This is a genomic window from Flavonifractor sp. An112, from assembly GCF_904377885.1.
GTDB lineage: Bacteria > Bacillota > Clostridia > Oscillospirales > Oscillospiraceae > Flavonifractor > Flavonifractor avicola.
Genome location: NZ_CAJFGT010000008.1, coordinates 20,240 through 45,425 on the forward strand (window position 1 = coordinate 20,240; position 25,186 = coordinate 45,425).

Consider the following 25,186-nt stretch of genomic DNA (forward strand, 5'->3'; position numbering starts at 1 on the left):
TATGAAGGACAAACGGCTGTTTTTCAGATGCTTTGCCAAGTCGCTGCTGGTCTCTCTGCTCCTCTGGGGGGTGGCCATAGGCGCTATGCTCTGGGTCAATCACCAGTGGAGTTGGGAGGACATTATCAGTCAGCAGTATGAGCTTCCCAATGCCATTACCCAGGGGACCACCAGCTTTTCTATCCCCACTCCGCCTGAGGAGGGGGAGATTCCAGATTGGGAGAAGGACGAATTATCCGTCATGCTGACCATGAACAGCTGCGACACCCTGAAGAAGTACGGCGGGCAGTACTTTGTACGGGTGTACGACCAGGAGGGGGAGCGGCTGGGACAGAGCCAGATGCTGGCAGGCCGCAGCGCGGTGTACCAGCCGGACGGGACGACGGAACTGCGGTATCTCCTCTTTGACCCAGCTCTGACCGAGGAGGGGCAGGTGGCAGCCGCCCGCATTCTGAACGGCTACTCCGACCACAGCTTTTGGATCGGCGAGGTGGGAGATCATATCAGCACGGACAAAATTGAGCTGACAGGCTGGGAGGAGGGAGAGGTGGTCTATGTCCGGACCCTCACCCTGCACTTTGGGGAAGAGCGGGTGGTACTGGCCGATTCCGACGCCCAACTCTTTCCTGATCGGCAGGCGGAGACCTTTCAGGCCATATGGCTGGAATGCTACTCCGCTCTGACGGGCCGGGGCGGGCCGGCGAGACGGCTGGAGCAGTACCAGGACATGGCGGCGCAGGTAGACGCTGTTGAAGCGGACAATCCACGGTGGATGTACGCGTACTCCACCGGAACTTACACGATTTACAAGGGAAATGGAAACGCCGATCTGAGGGAGTACGGCGTGCATCCGGTGGCCTCCAACTATTGCCTGCCGGGGGATTACCTGCTGGCCGGCCTGGAGCCGGCGGCTCTGCTCACCCTGGCGGCGGCGGTGGCACTGGCCCTGTTCACCGCCTGGCTGGAGAGTCGGGCCATCCGGCGGGAACGGGCCTTCGTCCGGGGGGCGGCCCATGAACTCAAGACTCCTCTGGCGGTGCTGCGCACCCATGCCGAGGCCCTGCGGGAGGACATCGACCCCGCCAAGCGGGGCCAGTACCTGGACACCGTAGTGGCTGAGAGCGACCGGATGGCGGCCCTGGTGGGGAGCCTGATGGACCTGGCCCGGCTGGAGAGCGGCGGCAAGGTGGAGCGGGAGCCCCTGGATCTGGCCGCGCTGGTGGAGAATGGTGCTGCACGGCTGTCTCTGCTGGCGGAGGAAAAGAACATTGAACTGCGTATTCAACTGGCTCCGGCATCCATGCTGGGGGACCGGCTGCGGTTGGAAGAAGTGGTGGATGATCTGGCGGACAATGCCCTGCGCCACTGCACCCCCGGCGGCGCGGTGACCATTGCCCTGGCCCAAAAGGGACGGCGGATCACGCTGACCGTGGACAACGACGGCCCCGTCATCCCGCAAAAACATCTGGACCGCCTGTTCGAGCCCTTCTACCGGGGGGATGAGGGCCGCAGCCGGGCGGACGGAGGTACCGGTTTGGGCCTGGCCATTGTCCGGGCGGCGGTGGAGGCCCATGGAGGCCGCTGCTGGGCGGTCAACCGGACGGGGGGCGTGACCTTTACGGTGGTGCTGCCCGGGTTGCAATCGGAAACATGATGTGGTATCATTTCCTCAACAAGGTAGAAACGATTGTGAGGGAGTACCATGGGATATAACCGTCCTGAGTCCAAGTGGCTGGCACGGGATGCCATGCGGGGGGCCTATCCCCACCCCATGCTGGTGACGCTGGTGTATGTGCTGCTGACCGGTGTACTGAGCAGTGTGGTGCTGAATTTTGTATCTGAGCCTTTTCAGGCTGCCTATTTTTATCTGACAGAGACCAGCTATGAAGTGGAAGAGATCCTGACCGCCATCTTTACCCCCCAGCGCATTGCGGTGATTCTGGTCATGGAGCTGCTGCTGGCGCTCTATAGCTGGGTGATGGATTACGGATATACCTCCTATAGCCTGCGATTGACCCGGCGGGAAGGTCCCAGCTACCGAAATCTGCTGGATGGCTTTTATACGATAGGACGGGCACTGGCTGTGAATTTCCTGTCGGCCCTGTTTGTGTTCCTGTGGGGGCTCATCGGTATGGCGGTCTATGTGGGCTTTGTGTTCCTGGCCTATCTAATGCACAGCGTCACCCTGATCCTTGTCGGCGCTTTGATCATGCTGGTTTGGATGATTGCCATATCCTATCGTTACCGGCTGGCGGTCTACTTTCTGCTGGACCACCCGGAGATGGGCGCCCTGGAGGCCATTGGCCACAGCCGCAACGCCATGCGGGGCAATATCATGGCACTGTTCGTACAGGACCTGTCCTTCCTGGGATGGCTGATTTTGTCTCCCTTCACCCTGGGTATTCTGAGCCTGTGGATTGGCCCCTATATGGGGGCGGCCAATGCCAATTTTTATAACTGGGTGGTGTATGGAGCCTTTCCTCAGCGGCCTCAGCCCGGCGGGTGGAACGGACCTTACGGCGGGATGTAACCAAAGTAGGCATTGTATTTTCGGACGAAGATGATATAATAGAAACAACAACTGAATCCAATCAGCGGTTGGTAGCTGTCCGTCCTCAGGGGCGGAGCTTTCAATGGGAATGCGGTGCAAGTCCGCAGCAGCCCTCTCTACTGTAAGGATGACGAGCGCTCATAAGGTCACTGTCCGGGTACGGATGGGAAGACGGGCGTAAGGTTGAATCCAAGCCAGGAGACCAGCCAGCCGCGACGGTAACGCGCATATTCGGCGGGGAAATGGCGCGTGACAGCACAGGCATTTGAGCTGATGAAAAAAGAGTTTCCCGTCCGGGAAACTCTTTTCTTTTGCTATGGCCTGGGCCATGGATGTCCCCGCCGGAATCCATTTGCAGCGGCAGGGAGGTAGTAAAGCTATGGAACGGACCGGAAAGAACAGATTGTCCCAGCGGGAATTGAATGGATATCGCCAGTGGCTGGCGGAACTGGAGGAGGAGATGACCGATACGCCCGGATTATCTCAGCAGCTGGATGGAGATCTTACCCTCTATTTTTCCCCGGAATGTCCCATTGGCAGACAGGTGTATACCAGCTTTTCCGACGAAGAACTATTGGAGTCACTGGTGGAGACCATGGAGGGGCGCAATGGTTCGCCCCGTCCGGAGCGGCTGCTGTGCGTCTACCGCTGGTATCTGGAAAAGCGCTTTGGTTCCCTCCATCATGCCTGTTGGCGGGCTCGGGGCAGGAGCCGCCAGCAGGCGGCAGAGCGGATGTGGCCGGCGGACTGGCCCGAGCGGGTGGACACCCTGCCCTTCCTGAAGCGGTGCGCGTCCCGGGGCGTATGCCTGGATGAGGATGCCCGACAAACACTGGGGGAGTACTGCGCGGCGGTCCGACGGACAGGTCAGCCTCCCTGCCGGGAGGAGCTGCCCGGGGAGCTGGATGTATTGTTCAGACAAGTGGGCTGCACCTGGCAGACCGGACTGGAACTGCTGGGCATTCCTGCGCTGAGTAAGTCCGTGCGCCGGCATATGCGGCGCTATTGGGCGCGGGACGTTGGTCATGCCTGAAGCCGGAGGGGAAGGACCTTCCTGATACCGCCGTCTCAGAAGGATCTATATCCTGCTGGCTTCTGCCGAGGGGTATTTGGCCTCGGCACGCATAGCGGTCACCATTGTGAGGTGACCCGGCGGGCGTTTCTCTTGTATGGGACGGAGAAAGCTGGTATACTATAACCTGAGATTTTATGTCCGGTGTGCCGGACAGCAGGAGGTCCTTTCATGAAGCTTATGGTCATTGACGGCAATTCCATCATCAACCGTGCCTTTTACGGCATCAAGCTGCTCACCACCAAGGACGGCACCCCCACCAACGCTGTCTATGGCTTCGTGAATATCCTGCTCAAGCTGATAGACGAGGAACAGCCCGACGCCCTGTGTGTCACCTTTGACCGGAAGGCCCCCACCTTCCGCCACCTGGCCTATGAGGGCTACAAGGCCCAGCGGAAGGGAATGCCGGAAGAACTGGCGGCTCAGCTGCCCATCCTGAAGCAGGTACTGGAGGCCATGAACATCCCTCGCTATGAGATGGACGGCTGGGAGGCCGACGACCTCATCGGTACCATCTCGGTGAAAGACACCGCTGCCGGGTGGGATACCGTCATTGTTACCGGCGACAAGGACTCCCTCCAGCTGGTCACCGATACCACCAGGGTGAAGCTGGTGTCCACCCGCATGGGCCAGACCACCACCAAGGAGATGACCCCCGAGGCCTTTCGGGAGGCCTACGGCTTTGATCCCATCCACATGGTGGACCTGAAGGCCCTGATGGGGGATACCAGCGATAACATCCCCGGCGTCAAGGGGATCGGTGAAAAAACCGCCATGGACCTGATCCAGCGCTACCACAGCGTGGAAGCCATTTATCAGGATCTGGACAGCGTAGAGGCCAAGCCTGCCGTGCTTAAGAAACTGACCGAAGGGGCAGACCAGGCTAAAATGTCCTACGACCTGGCCCTCATCCACTGCGATGCCCCCATCGACTTCACCCCCGAGGCCAACCTGCGGAAGGAACCCAATGCCGCCGTCCTGTACGAGCTTTTCCTCAAGCTGGAGTTCAATAAGCTTATCGACAAGCTGGGCCTCAGCGCCCCCCAGGGGGAGGTACAGCAGGAGGAACAGTTTACCGGCACCTGCACCAGTGAAGATGTCACCGATTTGAACCGGGCAGAGGAGTTGCTGTCCATCTGGCGGCAGAAGGACAGCGTGGATGTGCTGGCCCTGCCCTCTCTGGATGTGGTTGTGGTGGAGTACTGGGAGAGTGAGCGGGATAGTCACGCCGCCATCCTCAGGGCCGATCAGATGGAGGGGTACAACAGCGTTTTGAAGGCCCTCTTTGCTCCTGACATCAAAAAGAATACCCACGACGTGAAAACCCTGCTGTCCCGGCTGCTGGATGAGGGCATCGAGGGAGGCGGCTTTGTCTTTGATACGGCTCTGGCGGCTTATCTGCTGGCCCCAACCGACGGCAGCTATGAGCTGGAGACTTTGGGTATGCGGTGGTTCAACCATGAGTATGCCAAGGCTAAGGATACCTACCTGGCAAAGGATGCCTTTACCCCTCTGGCCGATCAGACGGCGGCCCTGGCCGCCCTGCTGTCCCACTGCGCCCTTATCGGGGCGTTGAAGGAGGCTATGGCCCCCCGGCTCACGGAACTAGGTATGGACAAGCTCTATTATGAGGTGGAGCTCCCCCTGTGTCCGGTGCTGGCCGGGATGGAGCACGCCGGAGTGCTGGTGGACCGGGGGGCCCTCACCGCCTTTGGCGAGATGCTGGACGAGCGCATCAAGGCCGACGAGACCCTGATCTATGAGCTGGCGGGGGAGAAGTTCAACATCAACTCCACCCAGCAGTTCGGAAAGATTCTGTTTGAAAAGCTGGGCCTGCCCCCGGTGAAGAAGACCAAGACGGGCTACTCCACCAACGCCGAGGTGCTGGAGAAGCTGCGGGACAAGCACCCCATTGTGGAGGCGGTGCTGGACTACCGGCAGCTGGCCAAGCTGAAGTCCACCTATGTGGACGGCCTCACCAAGGTCATCGCCGCCGACGGGCGCATCCACACCTCCTTCCAGAACACCGTCACCGCCACCGGGCGGCTCAGTTCCACCGAGCCGAATTTGCAGAATATCCCCGTCCGCACCGAGCTGGGGGCGGAGCTGCGGAAGATGTTTGTGGCCCCGGCGGGGAAGATGCTGGTGGATGCCGACTATTCCCAGATCGAGCTGCGGCTGCTGGCCCACATCGCCGGGGACGAACATATGATCGCCGCCTTCCAGAGCGGGGAGGACATCCACACCGTTACCGCCTCCCAGGTGTTCGGAGTGGCGCCCCAGGACGTGACCCATGAGATGCGCCGCCGGGCCAAGGCGGTGAACTTCGGTATCGTCTACGGCATCTCTGACTTCTCCCTGGCCCAGGACATCGGGGTCACCCGTGCCGAGGCCAAGGAGTATATGGAGAAATACTTTGAGAAGTACTCCGGCGTCCGCGCCTATATGACCCAGGTGGTGGAGCAGGCCAAGGCCGACGGCTATGTGTCCACCCTCATGGGCCGCCGCCGCTGGCTGCCCGAGCTGAAATCCTCCAACTTCAATATGCGCTCCTTTGGGGAGCGGGTGGCGCTGAATATGCCCATCCAGGGTACCGCCGCCGATATCATCAAGCTGGCTATGATCCGGGTGGCGGACAAGCTGCGCTCCGAGGGCCTGGAGGCCAGACTGATTCTCCAGGTCCACGACGAACTCATCGTAGAGTGCCCCGAGGGGGAGACCCAGCGGGTCAAGACCCTGCTGGAGAACGAGATGGAGCAGGTGGTGCAGCTGGCCCTGCCCCTTATTGCCGAGGCCCATGCCGGCCGCAGCTGGGCCCAGGCCAAGGGCTGAAAGGAGCCGTTTATGGAATTGCGTCCTGTGACCGGCGGCGCACTGCGGGACTGGTATGACCGGGAACTGACCCAGGCCTTTCCGCCCAATGAGTGTAAGCCTTTGGCGGACATCAAGGCCCTGATGGACCAGGGACGCTATGAGGTGTGGGGCCTCTTTGACGGTGAGACCCTGCTGGGCTACGCCACCCTTTGGATGGAACCCGGGGATAAAAGCTGTATTCTGCTGGACTATCTGGGGGTGACCGCCGCCCGGCGGAATGGAGGCCTGGGCAGTCAGATTGTCCGGATGCTGGCGGAGCGGCTGGCGGGGAAGTCCCTGCTGCTCATTGAGGCGGAGCGGCCGGTGGAGGGGGACGACCCGGCGGAGAATGCGCTACGGCAGCGGCGGCTTCGGTTTTATGAGCGGTGCGGTTTTGTGCCTGCCTACGATATGGCCACCTGTGGGATGAGGTTTACCACCTTTCTGCCGGAACTGCCCGCGGATCTGGCCCCGGTGATGGCCCTGCATAAGGCCATTTATGGTCCTGCCCGCACCGATGTGAAGGTGCCCCTGGGGCCGGATGAGTTGCCGCCCGGCCCACCGGTGTGGATGAAAGAAGGAGAGAGTACAACATGAACTATAAACTGGTCCCTATGGACAAGTCCCACCTGAGCCAGGTGGCGGCCATCGAGCGGGAGTGCTTTTCCCACCCCTGGTCGGAGGCCCTGCTGGAGCAGGAGCTGTATAACGATATGATCTCTCTGGTAGTGGCCGAGGGGGAGGACGGCGCCGTGCTGGGCTACGGCGAGGTGCGGGCCGTGCTGGACGAGGGTACCCTGGAGAAGATCGCGGTGGCTCCGGCCTACCGCCGCCAGGGAGTGGCAGAGGCCATCCTGGGCGCTTACATCCGGTTCGGGCAGGCCCACCTGGCCTTCCTCACTCTGGAGGTGCGGGAGAGCAATGCTCCCGCCATTGCCCTGTATGAAAAGCTGGGCTTTCAGACGGTGGGCCGCCGGAAGAACTACTACCGGGAGGAGCATGAGGACGCCCTGCTGATGACGGTGGAGTTTGGAGACCGTGCCTGAACTGCGGCTGCTCACCGACAGCCAGCTACGGCAGGTCTACCGGGTCCATGTGAAGCGGGACTTTCCCCGCAACGAGCGGCGGCCCCTTACTTCCATCCGCAGCCTGCGCCGGGCTGGGCGCTATGATACCTGGGGTGTCTTTGAGGGGGGTGCGCTGCTGGCCTATGCCTTTTTATGGCGGACGGCGGAGGGTAACTGTGCCCTGCTGGATTATCTGGCTGTGTGTCCTGAGGGACGGGGCCAGGGATTGGGCACCCAGGCACTGGAACTGCTGAAAGCCCGGTATGGACCGGCGTGTACCCTGCTGGCAGAGGCGGAGGCGCCGGAGCCGGGGATTTCTCCAGAGGAGGACCGGGTGCGCCGCCGCCGGTTGGCCTTTTACCAGCGGGCGGGGTTCCGGCTGATGCCTTACCAGGCGGATATTTTCCATGTGCGCTATGCCATGCTGGTGTGGTCAGAGCCCTGTGTACTAGACGAAGAGATCCTTCAGAATACCCACCGGGGGCTGTATCGGAGTCAGATGCCCCCTGTTCTGTTTCGCCGGATGATCCATATTCCGGCGGCTCACTGCGGAAAGAAGGAATGAACCATGAATATTCTTGCCATTGAATCTTCCTGCGACGAGACTGCCGTGGCAGTGGTGCGGGACGGCCGCACCGTCCTGTCCGACGCCATTGCCTCCCAGGCGGATATGCACGCCATTTACGGCGGCGTGGTGCCTGAGATTGCCTCCCGCAAACACATCGAGGCCATCGCCGGGCTGGCCGACCAGGCCCTCCGACAGGCGGGGGTCACCCGGAGCGACATCGACGCCGTGGCGGTAACCTATGCCCCCGGCCTCATTGGCGCCCTGCTGGTGGGCGTGAACTTTGCTAAGTCGGTGGCCTACGGCCTCAATGTGCCCATCATCCCGGTCCATCATGTCCGGGCCCATATCGCCGCCAACTACATCGCCCACCCCGACCTGGAGCCCCCCTTTGTGTGTCTCTGTGTCTCCGGCGGCAACACCATGATCGTGGACGTAAAGGGCTACACTGATATGGAGATCCTGGGTGCTACCCGGGACGACGCGGCGGGGGAGTGCTTTGACAAGGTGGCCCGGGTGCTGGGGATTGGCTATCCTGGCGGCGCTCCTATGGACAAGCTGGCACAGGGCGGTGATGATACCCGTTACGAGCTGCCCCGGGCTCATGTGGCGGACGCCCCTCTGGATATGTCCTTTTCCGGGCTTAAGACAGCGGTGCTCAATCTGGCCCACAACACTGCTCAGAAGGGGGAAGAACTGGACATGAAGGGCCTGGCGGCCTCCTTTGCCGCCGCCGTCAGCGATACCCTGGTGCCCCGTACCATGGAGGCGGCCAAGCGCTGCGGCTATGGCAAAATTGCTGTGGCGGGTGGCGTAGCGGCCAATTCCCGTATCCGGGCCGATCTGGAGACAGCCTGCCGTCAGTCCGGCGATCAGCTGTTCCTGCCTCCTCTGTCTCTGTGCGGGGACAACGGGGCCATGATCGGCTGCCAAGGCTACTATGAATATCTGGCGGGAAAGCGGGGCGGCATGGACTTGAACGCCTACGCCACCCGGGACATTAAAAAAGGTTAATTGGATTTGAATCAAAAGCGGCGGTTTTTTGTAAAAACCGCCGCTTTTTGCTGCCTTTTCTGAAAAGAGGATAGGATGGGGGAGAAAAGGGTATGCTACAGACATCATGTACAGAAACTGTAATATAATTTTAAAAATTATATTACCATTTGCTGTTGACAATATTATAAGATTAGAACTATACTATAAGAGAAGAAAAAATATCTCCTATCAGCTTTGACAGAATGGCAGGTGTATGGTATGAATCAGGAGAATATTTTAAGAGGCAACCCTTCTGCCCTCTATTATCATCCCAAGGCTCGTCCGGTCCGGAAGGTGAAACAAGCGCGGGACCCCTATGACGGTCTGCGGCCCTGGTCGGCCATTACCCACGGCATGGGCGCGGCGCTGGCCGCCGTGGGCACGGTGCTGTTGGTGGCCCGCTGCCTGCTGGAAGAGCTGAGCGTGTGGCATCTGGTCTCCTTCCTGATCTATGGGATCAGCATGGTGGGCCTGTATACCGCCAGCACCCTGTACCACTGCATCAATACCAGCGTGGCCGGGCGTATCGCCCTGCGGAAGTATGACCACGCCTCCATCTATTTTCTCATCGCCGGCAGCTACACCCCTGTGTGTCTGGTAGCCCTGCGGGAGATGGGCGGTTGGGGCTGGAGCCTCTTCGGCGTGATCTGGGGGCTGGCTCTGGCGGGACTGGTGCTCACCTTGGTATGGCTCTCCGCCCCCCGCTGGCTCACCTCCGGCATCTATATCGCCATGGGCTGGCTGGCCATCATTGCTTTGGTGCCCCTGATGCAGGTGCTGCCTGGGGCGGGAATGTTCTGGGTGCTGGGCGGCGGTGTGCTCTATACCATCGGCGGTGTACTCTACGCCGTCAAGTGGCCTGGCCGCAATAACCCCAAGTTCGGCTGCCATGAGATCTTCCATGTGTTTATCCTGGCGGGCTCCCTGTTCCACTTCATGCTGATGTATCAGGTAATCGCCGCGCTGTAAATCAAGCAAAAGCCCCCCGGCTTGGCCGGGGGGCTTTCTTTATAGATTGGTGTATCCCATCAAATACTGATCTACGTCCCGGGCGGCCTCCCGGCCCTCCCGGATGGCCCACACTACCAGAGACTGGCCCCGGCGCATATCGCCAGCGGCAAAGACGCCGGGTACGGTGGTGGCGTAACCGCCTTCCGCCGTTTTGACACAGGAGCGGGGAGTGCGTTCCAGTCCGAAAAGCTCGGGTACATAGTCCTGGGGTCCCAGGAACCCGGCGGCAATGAGGAGCAGGTCGCAGTCCAGCACCGCTTCGGTGTCGGCGATGGGCTGGTGGTCGGGACCCAGCTTGACGGTTTTCACCGCCTTCAGCTTGCCGTGCTCGTCACCCATCAATTCGGCCACAGTAGTCTCATAGACCCGGGGATCGTGGCCAAAGAGGGCGATGGACTCCTCCTGGCCGTAATCGGTCTTGCACACCCTTGGCCACTCCGGCCAGGGGTTATTTTCTGCCCGTTGATCGGGGGCCTTGGGCATCATCTCCAGCTGGGTCACGCTGGCGCAGCCGTGGCGGATGCAGGTGCCAACGCAGTCGTTGCCGGTGTCGCCGCCGCCTACGATGACAACGTGCTTGCCCTTGGCGGAGGGGTAGGTGCCCTCGGCCAGGTCGTGGGTCAGCAGGGAACGGGTGGTCTCCTTTAAAAAGTCCACCGCGAACCACACCCCGTCCAGCTCCCGGCCGGGAACGGCCAGATCCCGGGGCTGGGCAGCGCCGCAGCACAGCACAACTGCGTCAAAGTCCCGCCGCAGCTGCTCCGGGCTGAGGTCCTTGCCCACATCCACGCCGGTACGGAACGTGATTCCTTCAGCGGCCATCTTGTCCAGCCGCCGCTGGACCACCGGCTTTTCCAGCTTCATGTTGGGAATGCCATACATCAAAAGGCCTCCGGGCCGGTCCTCCCGCTCAAAGACGGTAACGCTGTGGCCCCGATGGTTGAGCTGGTCGGCACAGGCCAGACCGGCAGGGCCGGAACCAACCACCGCCACCTTTTTGCCGGTGCGGGCTTTGGGAGGACGGGGGGACATGAGGCCCCGGTCCCAAGCGTCCTCGATGATACCCAACTCATTGTCCTTTACGGTAACCGGGTCTCCATGGAGACCGCAGGTGCAGGCTGCCTCGCACAGGGCGGGGCACACCCGACCGGTAAACTCAGGGAAGTTATTGGTCTTTAAAAGTCGCTCCAGTGCATGGGTAAAGTTGCCGGTGTACACCAGGTCGTTCCACTCGGGGATCAGGTTGTGGAGGGGACAGCCGGACACCATACCGTTCAGTACCGCCCCCGACTGACAGAAGGGCACGCCGCACTCCATGCACCGGGCGCCCTGCCGCCGCCGGTCGTCCCGGCCCAGCCGGGGGTGAAACTCGTTGTAGTGCTTGATGCGCTCCAGAGGGGTCTCAGAGGGATTCCCCCTGCGCTGATATTCCATAAATCCTGTGGGTTTTCCCATGGTTATTCCCCCTTCTGGTGGGTATTGACATAGAAGGCCTCTACCTGGGCCTCCTCCCGGCTCATGCCCTTCTCCTCATACTGGGCGATGGTGCGCAGCATCCGGTCGTAGTCGTGGGGCAGGATCTTCTTGAACAGAGGCAGATAATCCTCAAAGTGAGTCAAAATACAGCTTGCCTTGGCCGAGCCGGTGGCGTCGGCGTGGGCCTGGATCAGTTCCCGCAGTTCGGCGGCGTCGTGCTTCTCCGTGACCGGCTCCATGGATACCAGAGCCTTGTTGAGCCGCAGGTACAGGTCCCGGTGCTCATCCAGCACATAGGCCACGCCGCCGCTCATACCGGCGGCAAAGTTCTTGCCGGTGGGGCCCAGGACCACCACCCGGCCGCCGGTCATATACTCGCAGCCGTGGTCGCCCACGCCCTCCACCACGGCGGTGGCGCCCGAGTTGCGGACACAGAAACGCTCGCCCGCCACGCCGTTCAGGTAGGCCTGGCCGCTGGTGGCGCCGTAGAGGGCTACGTTGCCTACCAGGATGTTTTTCGCGGGATCAAAGGTGCTGTCCTTGGGGGGATAGACCACCAGACGGCCGCCGGAGAGGCCCTTGCCCAGGTAGTCGTTGGCGTCGCCCTCCAGCTCCAGAGTCAGGCCCTTGGGCAGGAAAGCGCCGAAGGACTGGCCGCCGCCGCCGGTGCACTTGACCGTAAAGGTGCCGCCGGGCAGGCTGTCGCCGTGGAGACGGGTAATGTCGGAGCCCAGAATGGTGCCCACCGCCCGGTCGGTGGAGGAGACCGCCACCTCCAGGCGCTTGGGAGCGCCCTGAGCCAGTGCGCTGCCCAGCTTGCGCTCCAGCACCTTCAGGTCCACGGTGTCCTCCAGATGGAAGTCGTAGACGTCGGCGGGATCGAAATGGGCCTTCTCCGCACCCACATAGGGGTTGTCCAGAATGGCGGACAGGTCTACCGTGGCGGCCCGGTCATTGACTGCCGGGGTGCGGACGGCCAGAAGGTCGGTGCGGCCCACCAGCTCCTCCACGGTGTGCACACCCAGCTTGGCCATATGCTCCCGCAGTTCCTGGGCGATGAAGCGCATAAAGTTGACCACATATTCCGGCTTGCCGGCAAAGCGCTTACGCAGCTCAGGGTTTTGGGTGGCAACGCCTACAGGGCAGGTGTCCAGATTGCACACCCGCATCATGACGCAGCCCATGGTCACCAGGGGAGCGGTGGCAAAGCCGAACTCCTCGGCGCCCAGCATACAGGCAATGGCCACATCCCGGCCACTCATCAGCTTGCCGTCGGTTTCCACCACCACCCGGGACCGCAGGCCGTTCTGGATCAGAGTCTGATGGGTTTCCGCCAGGCCCAGCTCCCAGGGCAGACCGGCGTTGTGAATGGAGGTGCGGGGGGCGGCGCCGGTGCCGCCGTCATAGCCAGATACCAGTACCACCTGGGCGCCGGCCTTGGCCACGCCAGCGGCGATGGTGCCCACGCCTGCCTCGCTGACCAGCTTCACCGAGATGCGGGCCTGACGGTTGGCGCACTTCAGGTCGTAGATCAGCTGGGCCAGGTCCTCAATGGAGTAGATGTCGTGGTGGGGCGGGGGAGAAATCAGGGTGACGCCGGGGGTGGAGTGACGGCACCGGGCAATCCAGGGATATACCTTACCTGCAGGCAGATGGCCGCCCTCACCGGGCTTGGCGCCCTGCGCCATCTTGATCTGGATCTCCTTGGCGGATACCAGATATTCACTGGTGACGCCGAATCGGCCGGAAGCCACCTGCTTGATGGCGGAGTTGCGGGCGGGATCTTTCAGCCGGTCGGGCTCCTCGCCGCCCTCGCCGGAGTTGGATTTGCCCCCCAGCAGATTCATGGCCTGGGCCAGACACTCGTGGGCCTCCCGGGAGATGGAGCCGTAGCTCATGGCGCCGGTCTTGAAGCGCTTGACAATGGAGTCCACGCTCTCTACCTGGTCCAGAGGCAGGGGAGTGTCGGCGTATTTCATGTCCAGCAGGCCGCGGAGGGTGTGGGGACTGGTTTCGTCGTCCACCTGGGCGGTGTATTGCTTGAACAGATCGTAGTCCCCCCGGCGGGTGGCCTGCTGGAGCAGGTGGATGGTCTGGGGATTGTACATATGGTCCTCACCGCCGGACCGGGCCTTGTGGGCGCCCAGAGAGTCCAGGGTAGGATCGGCCCCCAGCCCCAGCGGGTCATAGGCCTTGGAGTGGTTGCGGTCCACCATGGCGGCGATCTCGGTCAGGCCGATGCCGCCCACCCGGGAGACGGTATTGGTGAAGTATTTGTCAATGACCGTCTTGTTGATGCCGATGGCCTCAAAGATCTGGGCGGATTGATAGGACTGGAGGGTGGAAATGCCCATCTTGGAGGCGATCTTTACGATGCCGTGGAGAATGGCGGCGTTGTAGTCGGCCACGGCGGTGTGGTAGTCCTTGTCCAGCAGACCCTCCTCGATGAGCTCCACGATGGTCTCCTCAGCCAGGTAGGGGTTGATGGCACGGGCGCCGTAACCCAGCAGGGTGGCGAAGTGGTGGACATCCCGGGGCTCGGCGGATTCCAGCAGGATGGAGACGGCGGTGCGCTTCTTGGTGCGGATCAGGTGCTGCTCCATGGCGGATACTGCCAGCAGGGAGGGGATGGCCACATGGTTCTCATCCACACCCCGGTCGGAGAGAATAATGATGTTGGCGCCCTTTCGCCAGGCGCGGTCCACTGCCAGCGCCAGATGGTCCAGGGCCCGGTCCAAGGGGGTGTTCTTATAGTAGAGAATGGACACCGTTTCCACCTGGAAGCCAGGCTGGTTCATGGCCTTGATTTTCATCATGTCGGTGGAGGTGAGGATGGGGTTGTGGATCTGAAGCACCCGGCAGTTGTCCGCCGTTTCAGAGAGCAGATTGCCGTCGTCGCCCACATAGACAGTGGTGTCGGTGACGATCTCCTCACGAATGGCGTCGATAGGCGGGTTGGTCACCTGGGCAAAGAGCTGCTTGAAGTAGCTGAACAGGGGCTGATCCTTGTGGTCCAGCACGGCCAGAGGAATGTCGGTGCCCATGGCGGCAGTAGGCTCGGCACCGGTGCGGGCCATGGGGAGGATGGTGTTGCGCACATCCTCATAGGTGTAGCCAAAGGCCTTCTGGAGGCGGTGAAGCCCCTCTCTGGTGTGGCGCTCTACCCGGCGGTTGGGAATGGGCAGATCCTTTAAATGAAGCAGGTTGCGGTCCAGCCACTCGCCGTAGGGCTGCCGGGCGGCATAGGATTCCTTCAGCTCGTCGTCGCCGATGATGCGGCCCTGGGTGGTGTCCACCAGCAGCATCCGCCCGGGCTGGAGCCGGGATTTCTCCACGATCTGCTCCGCCGGGATATCCAGTACGCCCACCTCGGAGGAGAGGATGAGCCGCCCGTCCCGGGTGACATAATACCGGGAAGGCCGCAGGCCGTTGCGGTCCAGCACCGCCCCTACCACGTCGCCGTCGGAGAAGAGGATGGAAGCCGGGCCATCCCAGGGCTCCATCAGGGTGGCGTAATATTGGTACAGATCCCGCTTGGACCGGGAGATGGCCTTGTCCTCCATCCAGGGCTCCGGGATACAGGCCATAACGGCCAGAGGCAGGTCCATGCCCGCCATCATGAGGAATTCCAGGGTGTTGTCCAGCATGGCGGAGTCGGAGCCGTTTACATTGACTACCGGCAGCACCTTGTCCATCTGATCATCCAGCAGGGGAGAGGACATAGTCTCCTCCCGGGCCAGCATCCGGTCCACGTTGCCGCGAATGGTGTTGATTTCGCCGTTGTGGGCCATGAGCCGGTTGGGGTGGGCCCGCTCCCAGGAGGGATTGGTGTTGGTGGAGAATCGGGAGTGAACCAGGGCAATGGCGGACTGGTAGTCCTTGCTCTGCAGGTCGGGATAGAACTTCCGCAGCTGGTCCACCAGGAACATTCCTTTATAAACAATGGTGCGGCTGGACAGGGAGGGCACATAGGTGTTGTCGTTGGACTGCTCAAACACCCGGCGGGCGATATAGAGCTTCCGGTCGAAAGGCAGGCCCTGTTCAGTGTCTGTCGGGCGGGCCACAAAGGCCTGCTGGATGACAGGCATCTTGTCCCGGGCCTTTTGCCCCAGGATCTCGGGGCACACCGGTACGTCCCGCCAGCCCAGGAAGGTGAGGCCCTCCTTCTCGGCGATGACCTCGAACATCTTTCTGGCCTGCCCCCGCTTCAGGGTATCCTGGGGGAAGAAAAACATACCAACGCCGTAATCCCGGGGTCCGGGCAGCTGGATGCCTGCCGCCTGGGCAGCCTTGGAGAAAAAGCGGTGGGAGATCTGGACCAAAATACCCACGCCGTCGCCGGTCTTGCCCTCGGCGTCCTTGCCGGCGCGGTGTTCCAGCTTCTCCACAATTTTCAGTGCGTCGTCCACTGTCTGGTGGCTGGGTTTGCCCTGGATGTCCACCACGGCCCCAATACCGCAGCTGTCGTGTTCAAAGGCGGGGTGATAGAGTCCCCGGGGCGGATAGCCTTCTGTTTTCATGGTTCATTCCCCTTTCCGGGTGAGTTTGGGCAGTGGGACGGTAGTAAAAAACGGCGGCAGTACGTCCCCGACTGCCGCCGTGAGACTGCATTGTCTCGTCCTGTTTAGTTTGCCCTATTCTGCGCTGTCCAGTACCATTTGGGCAGTCTGAAGCAATTTTGTACCGTTGTCCATACTGGACTTCTGCAAAAAGCGGTGGGCCTGCTCTTCTGTCATGCCGTTGCGGTCCATCAGCAGGGCCTTGGCCTGCTGAATGACTTCCAGCTCCTCCGGGGAGCGGCGGGGCCGCAGGGCCCGCTCCAGCCGCCGCCCCATCTGGAGAAGCATCCGCACCGATGCGGTCAGGTCCCCTTTGGATACCGGGGCGGGCAGCTGGAAGAGATCGTCGTTCTGCAGCAGGTCCAGCAGGTTCTGGGAGGCCAGAACCAGGACGGCACAGGAGGAGGGCAGATCGCCTGCCAGAGCCTCCACGCTCTGGTCGGCCAGCTTGAAGCCGCAGATCACTGCAGTGATGTGGAGTTTATTTGCCGTGCGGCGGACCTGGTCGGCAGTCTTGCAGAGAATACAGGAGGCCGTGCCTGAGGTCTCCAGGATCTCCTTGATGCGGCTTGCGCTTTTGGTATTTTCAAAGGCAACGATCACCTGTTCCATGGATCATCACTCCCAACTGTGAGGAGGGTGTTGCTGAGAAATCAATAGTTGATGATGTACTTCTCCCGCTCCCAGGAGGATACACGGGTGCGGTACTCATCCCATTCGGCTTCCTTGCCGGCCAGATAGTTGCTGGTAATGTGCTCGCCCAGAGTGTCCATAATGAGGGAGTCGGCTTTCATAGCCTGGATGGCCTCCTCCAGGGAGCCGGGCAGGGAGTCGATGCCGTGGGCCTCGCGGGTGGCCTGATCCATCACAAAGATGTTCTCGGTGACCTCCGCCGGGGGAACCATGCCCTTCTCGATGCCGTCCAGACCGGCGGCCAGGCAGACGGCCAGTTCCAGGTAGGGGTTGCAGGCCGGGTCGGGGGAGCGGAGCTCCACACGAGTGGACTGGCCGCGGGAGGCGGGGATGCGGATGAGGGCGGAGCGGTTGGAGGCGGACCAGGCCAGGTAGCAGGGGGCCTCATAGCCGGGCACCAGACGCTTGTAGGAGTTGACCAGCGGGTTGGTCACGGCGGCCATGCCCTTCACGTGGGCCAGCAGACCGGCGATGAAGGAGTAGGCTTCCTTGGACAGGCCCCGCTCGTCACTGGGATCGTAGAATGCGTTCTTGCCGCCCCGGAACAGGGACATATTGGTGTGCATTCCAGAGCCGTTGATGCCGAAGATGGGCTTTGGCATAAAGGTGGCGTGAAGGCCGTTCTTCTGAGCCAGGGTCTTGACCGCCAGCTTGAAGGTCATGATGTTGTCGGCAGCGTGAAGGGCTTCCTCGTACTTGAAGTCGATCTCGTGCTGACCTGCGGCCACTTCGTGGTGGCTGGCCTCGATCTCGAAGCCCATCTGCTCCAAGGCCATACAGATCTCCCGGCGGGTGCCCTCGCCGTGGTCCAGGGGGCCCAGGTCGAAGTAGCCCGCCTCGTCGTTGGTCTTGGTGGTGGGACGGCCCTCGTCGTCGGTCTGGAACAGGAAGAACTCGGCCTCGGGGCCTACGTTGAAGGCATCGTAGCCCATATCCTTGGCCCGCTGGAGGACCCGCTTCAGGGTGCCTCGGGGGTCGCCCACAAAGGGGGTGCCGTCGGGGTTGTGGACGTCGCAGATCAGACGGGCCACCTTGCCGTGGCTGGGCCGCCAGGGGAAAACCACGAAGGAGTTCAGATCAGGATAGAGATACTGGTCAGACTCGTCGATACGGACGAAACCCTCGATGGAGGAACCGTCGAACATGATTTGATTGTTGACCGCCTTCTCAATCTGGGAGGCGGTGATGGCCACATTCTTCAGCTGACCAAAGATGTCGGTGAACTGGAGGCGGATAAACTCAATATCCTCCTCATGGACGATGCGGATGATATCTTCCTTGGTGTACGACATTGCAGGTATCTCCTTTCCTTCTTTCATATTGAAAGAAAAAGAAGAAGGCGCTCCCACCCTGGCCGGGTTGGAACGCCTTCGTTCTCAACTGATGGTGTAAGTATAGTGTGGACAGCTGTTTTTGTCAATAGGAAATTAACGGAATAGACGAATTTAGGAAAGATAACTGTAAAACAAATGCTTTTGTGAGCTAAATTTTATGCAACTAGTGACATAAGGACTTGCACAAATGGGACGTTAAGCTTGCCGATGGCGATGAGCGGCAGCGGCCACAAAGCTGTGGAACAGGGGATGAGGACGATTGGGGCGGCTCTTAAACTCCGGATGGTACTGCACGCCCACATAGAAGGGGCTGTGGGGCAGTTCCACCGCCTCTACCAGCCGGCCGTCGGGGGAAAGACCGCTGAGTATCAGCCCGGCCTCAGTGAGGATCTCCCGGAACTGGTTATTGAATTCATAGCGGTGGCGGTGCCGTTCCTGGGTCAGGGGTGCGCCGTAGCAGCGGGCCAGCATGGTACCGGGCTGGACGGCGCAGGGATAGGCCCCAAGCCGCAGGGTGCCGCCCTTGTCAATCTCGTCGCTCTGGCCGGGCATAAAGTCAATGACCTTGTGGGGGCATTCGGGTTCAAACTCACCGGAGTGGGCGTCTGTCAGCCCGGCCACATGGCGGGCAAACTCGATGACCGCCACCTGCATCCCCAGACAGATACCCAGATAGGGGACCTGGTGTTCCCGGGCGTACCGGGCGGCCAGGATCATGCCCTCGATGCCCCGGGCGCCAAAGCCGCCGGGCACCAGAATGCCGTCCAGATCCTCCAGTACCTGGGTGTAATTTTCTTCGGTGACGGTCTCCGAGTCGATCCAGCGAATGTCGATCCTGGAGCCCAGGGGATATCCGGCGTGGCGGAGAGCCTCGGCTACTGACAGATAGGCATCGTGGAGCTGTACATATTTGCCAACCAGGCCAATGGTGACAGTGGAGCGCAGACCTTTGATTTGTTCCACCAGGGCGGTCCACTCGGCCAGGTCGGGTGTGGGGGCTTCCAGTCCCAGCTCCCGACACACCACAGAGGAAAAACCAGCGGCCTCCAGCATCAGAGGAGCCTCATAGAGGGTGGGAAGAGTGACATTCTCAATGACGCAGTCCGGCTTCACGTTGCAGAACCCGGCAATCTTTTCAAAAATGCTGCGGTCAGTAATAGGCTCGTCGCACCGCAGCACGATGAGATCCGGAGAGATGCCCATGCCCTGCAATTCTTTGACCGAGTGCTGGGTGGGCTTGGACTTGTGCTCACCGGAGGCCTTCAGATAGGGAACCAGGGTTACATGGATGTAGAGGGCGTTGCCCTGTCCCACCTCTCGGCCTACCTGACGAATGGCCTCCAAAAAGGGCTGGCTCTCCATATCGCCGGTGGTGCCGCCGATCTCGGTGATTACTACATCCGCGTTTGTTTTCCTGCCTACAGCGTAGATAAAACGCTTGATTTCGTCGGTGATGTGGGGGATGACCTGCACCGTCTTGCCCAGATACTCTCCCCGGCGCTCTTTGGCGATGACGTTGGAGTATACCCGGCCGGTGGTCAGGTTGGAGAACTGATTCAGATCCTCGTCAATGAAACGCTCATAGTGGCCCAGGTCCAGGTCGGTCTCCGCCCCATCCTCGGTTACAAAGACCTCGCCGTGCTGATAGGGGCTCATGGTGCCCGGGTCCACGTTGATGTACGGGTCCAGTTTCTGAGCTGCTACCTTCAGGCCCCGGGCCTTCAGCAGCCGACCCAGGGAAGCGGCCGTAATTCCCTTGCCCAAACCGGAAACCACGCCGCCGGTCACAAAAATATACTTTGTCATCCAATCCCCTCCTGACAATAAAAAAGCGAGGGCGTCCATCAAAGGAGGCAGTACGGCCTCATTTCATGGAACGCCCTCGTTCACGGCGGATACTTTACCACCACAGGGACGGTTTGTCAAGATTTTGGGCGGGATTTGAAAAGCAGCGCCCCTAGCAGGCCGAAAAGCACCGCAGCGGTGATCCCGCCTGCCGCGGCAGTAATGCCGCCGGGCAGAATGCCCAGTGCGCCTTTTTCTGCCACTGCCTCCGCCACACCCTTGGACAGCAGATAGCCGAAGCCGGTGAGGGGCACGGTGGCCCCAGCTCCGCCCCACTCCACCAGCCAGGGGTAGATTCCCAGGCCCCCCAGGATCACCCCGGCCACCACATAGGAGACCAGGATGCGGGCGGGGGTGAGGGAGGTCTTGTCAATGAGAATCTGCCCGATGAGGCAGAGGGTCCCGCCGCAGAGAAAGACTCGGGCATAGGTCCAGAAAATCTCCATGGATATACCTCACTTTCTGATGTCCAGCGCCACCGCATGGCAGATGGCGGGGATACTCTCCCCCTGCTGGGAGGAGGTGGGGGAGAGGAGAGCGCCGGTGCCGCAGAACAGGATACGTTTCCAGCGGCCTCCTGCCATACCGTTAAGGAGCATCCCTGCCAGCACCACTGCCGAGCAGCCGCAGCCGGAGCCACCGCAGTGGACGTCCTGCCCCTCCAGATCGTAGATCAGAGTACCGCAGTCATTGAAGTTTTTCAGGTCCATGCCGTCCCGGTGGAACCAGTCGGCCACAATGTCCCGGCCCAGCTGCCCCAAATCTCCTGTGACGATCAGATCGTAGTCGGAGGGCTTGCGGCCCGTGTCCTGAAAATGGGCTGAGAGCGTGGAATAGGCGGCGGGCGCCATAGCTGCTCCCATATTGGCTGCATCCTTGATGCCCTTGTCCACCACTTTGCCGGTGGTGACGTGGGTGATATAGGGGCCAGGCCCCTGGTCGGCCAGAATGACGCAGCCCGACCCGGTCACCGTCCACTGGGCGGTAGGAGTGCGCTGGCCTCCATATTCCAGGGGGGAGCGGTACTGCCGCTCGGCGGAGCAGAAGTGGGAGGAGGTCATGGCCGCGATCTTTGTGCCGTATCCCCCGTCCAGCAGCATGGAGGCCAGGGACAGACTCTCCGCCATGGTGGAGCAGGCCCCGTACAGCCCCAAGAAGGGCACATCCTGTCCCCGGACGGCAAAGCCGGAGCCGATACACTGGTTGAGCAGATCTCCCGCCAGCAGGTAGTCCAGACCGGATACACTGAGGCCGGCCTTGCTGAGGGCGGCGGCCAGGGCCAGCTTCTGCATGGCACTCTCCGCCTTTTCCCAGCTCCGTTCTCCAAAGGAATCGTCCTGACTGATGTGATCGAAGGTGGCGGCCAGAGGACCTTCCCCTTCTTTTTTGCCCACCACGGCGGCGCTGCCGATGACCGAAGGCGGGTCCTGCAGGGCCACGGTCTGCCGGCCCAGTTTTTTGTTTGCCATATCCTCACCTCTGTTTGCTTGGGCGGCTGTCCGCCTGACAAATACTATTTTGAACGAAAAGTACGCAAAATATGACTCTGGATTTTGTAGGCGGACTGGCTGGTCAATCCGTCCTGTTTGCGTTATAATGTAACATATATATTGCCGGGTCACCGGCACAACCGGCCTTACGGGCCGAACGGGAGGTCCGCTATGGAAGAACAATCCAAACGTACCCTGGCCTATCTGTGCCCTTCCTGCCACCAGAGTGTAGCGGTGGAGCGTACGGTGTTTCAACTGGCGGCGTCCGCCAATGAACTGCCCTGTCCCTGCGGCAAGTCTGCCCTTCGGGTGGAGATGATGGGGGATCGGGTGAGATTGACGGTGCCCTGCCTCTCCTGCGGCCGGGACCACACCGTGACCTGCTCCACCCAGGCGTTCTTACACCAGAAGGTGCTGGCCTTTTCCTGCGCCCAGTCCGGCCTGGACTGCTGCTATGTGGGTGAAGAAGGTCCGGTATTTGCTGCCCTCCAGCGGCTGGAGGCCGCCGCCGATAAGCTGGAGCGGGCGGAAGGGGAGGAGAAAGGCGCCTTTTTGGACGAGCTGGTGATGCACGAGGTGCTCTCCGAGCTGAAGGAGATTGCCCAGCGGGACGGTATTTCCTGCACCTGCGGGTCCCACCGCTGGAAGCTCCAGGTCAACTACAGCTCCATTGATCTCTTCTGTGCCGACTGCGGAGCTGCCATGCGTATCCCGGCGGCTACCGACAATGACATTGACGACATCTGCTGCAAGACAAAGCTGGTCATCCGTGGTAAAAAGGAGGGGTGAGCGGTGTATTTTGAGGGTGGCTACCCCATTGATTCCCGGGATGTAGACCCCTGGAACCACTGTAAGCCATCCGGCCTGATGGGCATTTTGCAGGAGGCGGCGGTGGCCGCGGCCTGCGAGCTCCATGCCTCCCGGCCGGAGATGATGGAAAAGTACAATCTGTTTTGGATGCTGGCCCGGATGTGGTACCGGCTGGACCGGCCACTGAAGTGGAATGAGACCCTCAGCATCCGCACCTGGCACCGGGGCGGCAGCGGCGCCTCCAGCTACCGGGATTTTGACCTGTTTGTGGACGGTAAGCCGGTAGGTGAAGCGGTCTCCGTGTGGGTGCTGGCTGATGCGGATACCCACCGCCTGGCCCGTATGAGCAAGATTGAGGAGTTCCAGGGTACCGATGGCGGTGTGCTCTGCAAGGACAAGACCCTCTCCCGGTTCAAATTGCCCCAGGAAATGGCGGCGGCGGATCATCGGGCTATGCACTACAGCGATACCGACATCAACGGGCATGTGAACAATGTTCGCTATGCCGACTTCATCTGCGATGCCATCCGAATGGATCAGCTGGGGCAGGATTTTTACGTCTCTGCCCTCCAGGTGGACTATCTGGCGGAGTGTATGGCGGGTGAGACCATAACCCTCTTTACCGGGGAGCAGGATGGCCTGCGATATGTCCGGGGCGCTGATACGGCTGGAAAAAGCCGTTTTGAAGGTGCGGTTACCCTGACGCCACTTGACAGAGCGTCTGCAATCAAGTAGAATAGGTAAAATTTTATAAAAAGAAAAAGGAGATGCACTATGGTCAACACTGACGAGCACCAGAAGTTTCTGAAGCAGGGCCTTACCTTTGACGACGTGCTGCTCATCCCCGCGGAGAGCGACGTTCTGCCTGCGGACATCGACCTGCACACCAGACTCACCCGCAAAATCAAACTGAATGTGCCCCTGATGAGCGCTGCCATGGACACGGTGACCGAGTACCGCATGGCCATCGCCATTGCCCGTGAAGGCGGCATCGGCATCATCCACAAGAATATGTCCATCGGCGCTCAGGCTGAGCAGGTGGACATGGTCAAGCGCAGTGAGAACGGCGTTATCACCAACCCCTTCTGGCTGGCTCCCGGCCATACGCTGGCCGAGGCCGACGCCCTGATGGCCAAGTACCGGATCTCCGGCGTGCCCATCTGCAAGGACGGCAAGCTCATCGGTATCATCACCAACCGGGACATGAAGTTTGAGACCGACATGAGCCAGCTGGTGGACAACGTCATGACCAAGGACAACCTGGTCACCGCCAAGGAGGGCGTCACCCTGGAGGAGGCCAAGGAGATCCTCCGCAAGCACAAGATTGAGAAGCTGCCCATCGTGGACGACGAGTACCGCCTGAAGGGCCTCATCACCATCAAGGACATTGAGAAGGCCACCGTGTATCCCAACTCCGCCCGCGATGACAAGGGCCGCCTGCTGGTGGGCGCCGCCATTGGCGTCACCTCCGACGTGCTGGACCGGGTGCGCGCTCTGGTGGATGCCGGCGCCGACGTGCTGTGCCTGGATTCCGCCCACGGCCACTCCCACAATATTCTGGACTGTGTCCGCCGCATCAAGGCCGTCTACCCCGACGTGCAGCTGATTGCCGGCAATGTGGCTACCGCCGAGGGTACCCGCGCCCTCATCGAGGCTGGCGCCGACTGCGTGAAGATCGGTATCGGCCCCGGTTCTATCTGTACCACCCGCGTGGTGGCCGGTATCGGCGTGCCCCAGATTACCGCTGTTTATGACGCTGCCCGTGTGGCCGCTGAGTACGACATTCCCATCATCGCCGACGGCGGCGTGAAGTACTCTGGTGATATCGCCAAGGCTCTGGCCGCCGGTGCCAACGTGGTCATGCTGGGCTCCCTGCTGGCCGGCTGTGAGGAGTCCCCCGGGGACACCGAGGTCTATCAGGGCCGTCAGTTCAAGGTCTACCGCGGCATGGGCTCTCTGGGCGCCATGGCCTGCGGCTCCAAGGACCGTTACTTCCAGCAGAACAACAAGAAGCTGGTGCCCGAAGGCGTGGAAGGCCGCGTACCCTACAAGGGACTGACCGGCGACACCATCTACCAGCTCACCGGCGGCCTGCGGGCCGGCATGGGCTACACCGGCTGCCACAACATCGAGGAGCTGCACACCAAGGCTCAGTTCATGCAGATCACCGCTGCCGGTCTGAAGGAGTCCCATCCCCACGATATCTATATCACCAAGGAAGCTCCCAACTATACCGTCAATCCCCAGTAAGGTATGGAGCGTATCACCGAAAAGGATTCTTCCGGTCGCTGGAGCATCCCGTCGGAGCAGAGCGAAGCTGCCGTTGCCCGTCTGGCCGCCTTTGAAAATGCCTATGAGCGCCTGATCGCCCGCCAGAGCGAGATTGCCGCCAAAATGGAGGCATTGAAGGCCCAGGGGAAGCAAAAGACGGCTCAGTTCCGGGAGTTGTTTGGGGAAAAGCTCATGAATCAGAATACCCTGGCGCTGTGGGAGACTTACGGCGTTCGGTAAAGCACCAAAAAGGGACTGCCGCTTTTTTTGCGGCAGTCCCTTTTTGTATGCAACGCATAGCGCGGTGGGCGAGCTGAGAAGCGTTGCTGCGGTTGGCCGTGGGTCGGAGACTATCTGCCCGGGTAGAGGTGCTGATGTGAAATCAAGGCAGCCGTACGGCTGCCCCGGTTCATCTGAAGCAGCAATTGTTTGATCCTGTATTTGGATAAATATAGAAAAATAATCCTTTTATTACGGCTGCCTTGGGTGAAATAGGTATTTTCTGACAAAAACAAGCGAAATTTTTTGATTTTTTATGTAACTTTTCTTGACTT

General features: G+C 60.8%; 20 protein-coding genes and 1 riboswitch. Of the genes, 13 read left to right on the forward strand and 7 right to left on the reverse strand.

Annotated features, from left to right (window positions below; genetic code table 11):
- The first annotated feature begins 1 nt into the window (after window position 1).
- The 9 genes from IHN22_RS02220 (at window position 2) to IHN22_RS02260 (ending at window position 10,112) form a co-directional block, all read left to right on the forward strand.
- The gene (locus IHN22_RS02220; RefSeq protein ID WP_191433262.1) at window positions 2-1,654 is read left to right on the forward strand and encodes a sensor histidine kinase; all 1,653 of its coding nucleotides are present in this window, start codon (window positions 2-4) and stop codon (window positions 1,652-1,654) included.
- Window positions 1,655-1,702: 48 nt separating this feature from the next.
- A complete protein-coding gene (locus IHN22_RS02225) occupies window positions 1,703-2,530 on the forward strand; it encodes a DUF975 family protein (protein ID WP_087388847.1) in 828 nt (275 codons plus the stop codon).
- 52 nt (window positions 2,531-2,582) lie between these two features.
- A riboswitch (cobalamin riboswitch) is annotated at window positions 2,583-2,777 on the forward strand.
- Window positions 2,778-2,930: 153 nt separating this feature from the next.
- Window positions 2,931-3,584, forward strand: coding sequence for a hypothetical protein (locus IHN22_RS02230; protein WP_191433263.1), 654 nt, complete (start codon window positions 2,931-2,933; stop codon window positions 3,582-3,584).
- A 210-nt stretch (window positions 3,585-3,794) separates the two neighbouring features.
- The gene (polA, locus tag IHN22_RS02235; RefSeq protein WP_191433264.1) at window positions 3,795-6,455 is read left to right on the forward strand and encodes a DNA polymerase I; all 2,661 of its coding nucleotides are present in this window, start codon (window positions 3,795-3,797) and stop codon (window positions 6,453-6,455) included.
- Between the two features lie 12 nt (window positions 6,456-6,467).
- Complete coding sequence (locus IHN22_RS02240; protein WP_191433265.1) at window positions 6,468-7,073, forward strand: GNAT family N-acetyltransferase; 606 nt, start codon at window positions 6,468-6,470, stop codon at window positions 7,071-7,073.
- Window positions 7,070-7,522: a ribosomal protein S18-alanine N-acetyltransferase gene (rimI, locus tag IHN22_RS02245; RefSeq protein ID WP_191433266.1), complete on the forward strand. Its 453-nt coding sequence runs from the start codon at window positions 7,070-7,072 to the stop codon at window positions 7,520-7,522. Before IHN22_RS02240 ends, rimI begins: the two co-directional genes overlap by 4 nt.
- Window positions 7,515-8,108, forward strand: a complete 594-nt coding sequence (locus tag IHN22_RS02250) for a GNAT family N-acetyltransferase (RefSeq protein ID WP_191433267.1) — start codon at window positions 7,515-7,517, stop codon at window positions 8,106-8,108. Before rimI ends, IHN22_RS02250 begins: the two co-directional genes overlap by 8 nt.
- A gap of 3 nt (window positions 8,109-8,111) precedes the next feature.
- Window positions 8,112-9,122 (forward strand): tRNA (adenosine(37)-N6)-threonylcarbamoyltransferase complex transferase subunit TsaD, encoded by a 1,011-nt coding sequence (gene tsaD / locus IHN22_RS02255; RefSeq protein WP_191433268.1) that lies wholly within the window; start codon window positions 8,112-8,114, stop codon window positions 9,120-9,122.
- 240 nt (window positions 9,123-9,362) lie between these two features.
- On the forward strand, window positions 9,363-10,112 hold the full coding sequence (locus tag IHN22_RS02260; RefSeq protein ID WP_087328217.1) for a PAQR family membrane homeostasis protein TrhA: 750 nt from the start codon (window positions 9,363-9,365) through the stop codon (window positions 10,110-10,112).
- 39 nt (window positions 10,113-10,151) lie between these two features.
- Here IHN22_RS02260 and IHN22_RS02265 read toward each other — a convergent pair whose 3' ends face one another.
- From IHN22_RS02265 to spoVAD, 7 genes are all read right to left on the reverse strand, one after another.
- Window positions 10,152-11,609: a glutamate synthase subunit beta gene (locus IHN22_RS02265; RefSeq protein WP_191433269.1), complete on the reverse strand. Its 1,458-nt coding sequence runs from the start codon at window positions 11,607-11,609 to the stop codon at window positions 10,152-10,154.
- 2 nt (window positions 11,610-11,611) lie between these two features.
- Window positions 11,612-16,150 (reverse strand): glutamate synthase large subunit, encoded by a 4,539-nt coding sequence (gltB, locus tag IHN22_RS02270; protein WP_191433270.1) that lies wholly within the window; start codon window positions 16,148-16,150, stop codon window positions 11,612-11,614.
- Between the two features lie 114 nt (window positions 16,151-16,264).
- The gene (locus IHN22_RS02275) at window positions 16,265-16,801 is read right to left on the reverse strand and encodes an ANTAR domain-containing response regulator (protein WP_087187413.1); all 537 of its coding nucleotides are present in this window, start codon (window positions 16,799-16,801) and stop codon (window positions 16,265-16,267) included.
- 41 nt (window positions 16,802-16,842) lie between these two features.
- Window positions 16,843-18,174, reverse strand: a complete 1,332-nt coding sequence (gene glnA / locus IHN22_RS02280; RefSeq protein WP_087187412.1) for a type I glutamate--ammonia ligase — start codon at window positions 18,172-18,174, stop codon at window positions 16,843-16,845.
- A 237-nt stretch (window positions 18,175-18,411) separates the two neighbouring features.
- Window positions 18,412-20,022 carry a CTP synthase gene (locus tag IHN22_RS02285; RefSeq protein WP_191433271.1) on the reverse strand — a complete coding sequence of 537 codons (1,611 nt, stop codon included), beginning with the start codon at window positions 20,020-20,022 and terminating at the stop codon, window positions 18,412-18,414.
- A gap of 116 nt (window positions 20,023-20,138) precedes the next feature.
- Window positions 20,139-20,507, reverse strand: coding sequence for a stage V sporulation protein AE (gene spoVAE / locus IHN22_RS02290; protein WP_191433272.1), 369 nt, complete (start codon window positions 20,505-20,507; stop codon window positions 20,139-20,141).
- Between the two features lie 9 nt (window positions 20,508-20,516).
- Window positions 20,517-21,530, reverse strand: a complete 1,014-nt coding sequence (gene spoVAD, locus IHN22_RS02295) for a stage V sporulation protein AD (RefSeq protein WP_191433273.1) — start codon at window positions 21,528-21,530, stop codon at window positions 20,517-20,519.
- Between the two features lie 192 nt (window positions 21,531-21,722).
- Between spoVAD and IHN22_RS02300 the strand changes: the two genes are divergently transcribed.
- From IHN22_RS02300 to IHN22_RS02315, 4 genes are read left to right on the forward strand one after another with little or no spacing between them, the layout of a single operon-like run.
- Complete coding sequence (locus IHN22_RS02300) at window positions 21,723-22,340, forward strand: hypothetical protein (protein ID WP_087266333.1); 618 nt, start codon at window positions 21,723-21,725, stop codon at window positions 22,338-22,340.
- A 3-nt stretch (window positions 22,341-22,343) separates the two neighbouring features.
- A complete protein-coding gene (locus IHN22_RS02305) occupies window positions 22,344-23,096 on the forward strand; it encodes an acyl-[acyl-carrier-protein] thioesterase (RefSeq protein WP_191433274.1) in 753 nt (250 codons plus the stop codon).
- Between the two features lie 39 nt (window positions 23,097-23,135).
- Window positions 23,136-24,611 carry an IMP dehydrogenase gene (guaB, locus tag IHN22_RS02310; protein ID WP_087187407.1) on the forward strand — a complete coding sequence of 492 codons (1,476 nt, stop codon included), beginning with the start codon at window positions 23,136-23,138 and terminating at the stop codon, window positions 24,609-24,611.
- A 3-nt stretch (window positions 24,612-24,614) separates the two neighbouring features.
- A complete protein-coding gene (locus IHN22_RS02315; protein ID WP_191433275.1) occupies window positions 24,615-24,872 on the forward strand; it encodes a hypothetical protein in 258 nt (85 codons plus the stop codon).
- Window positions 24,873-25,186: the final 314 nt, after the last annotated feature.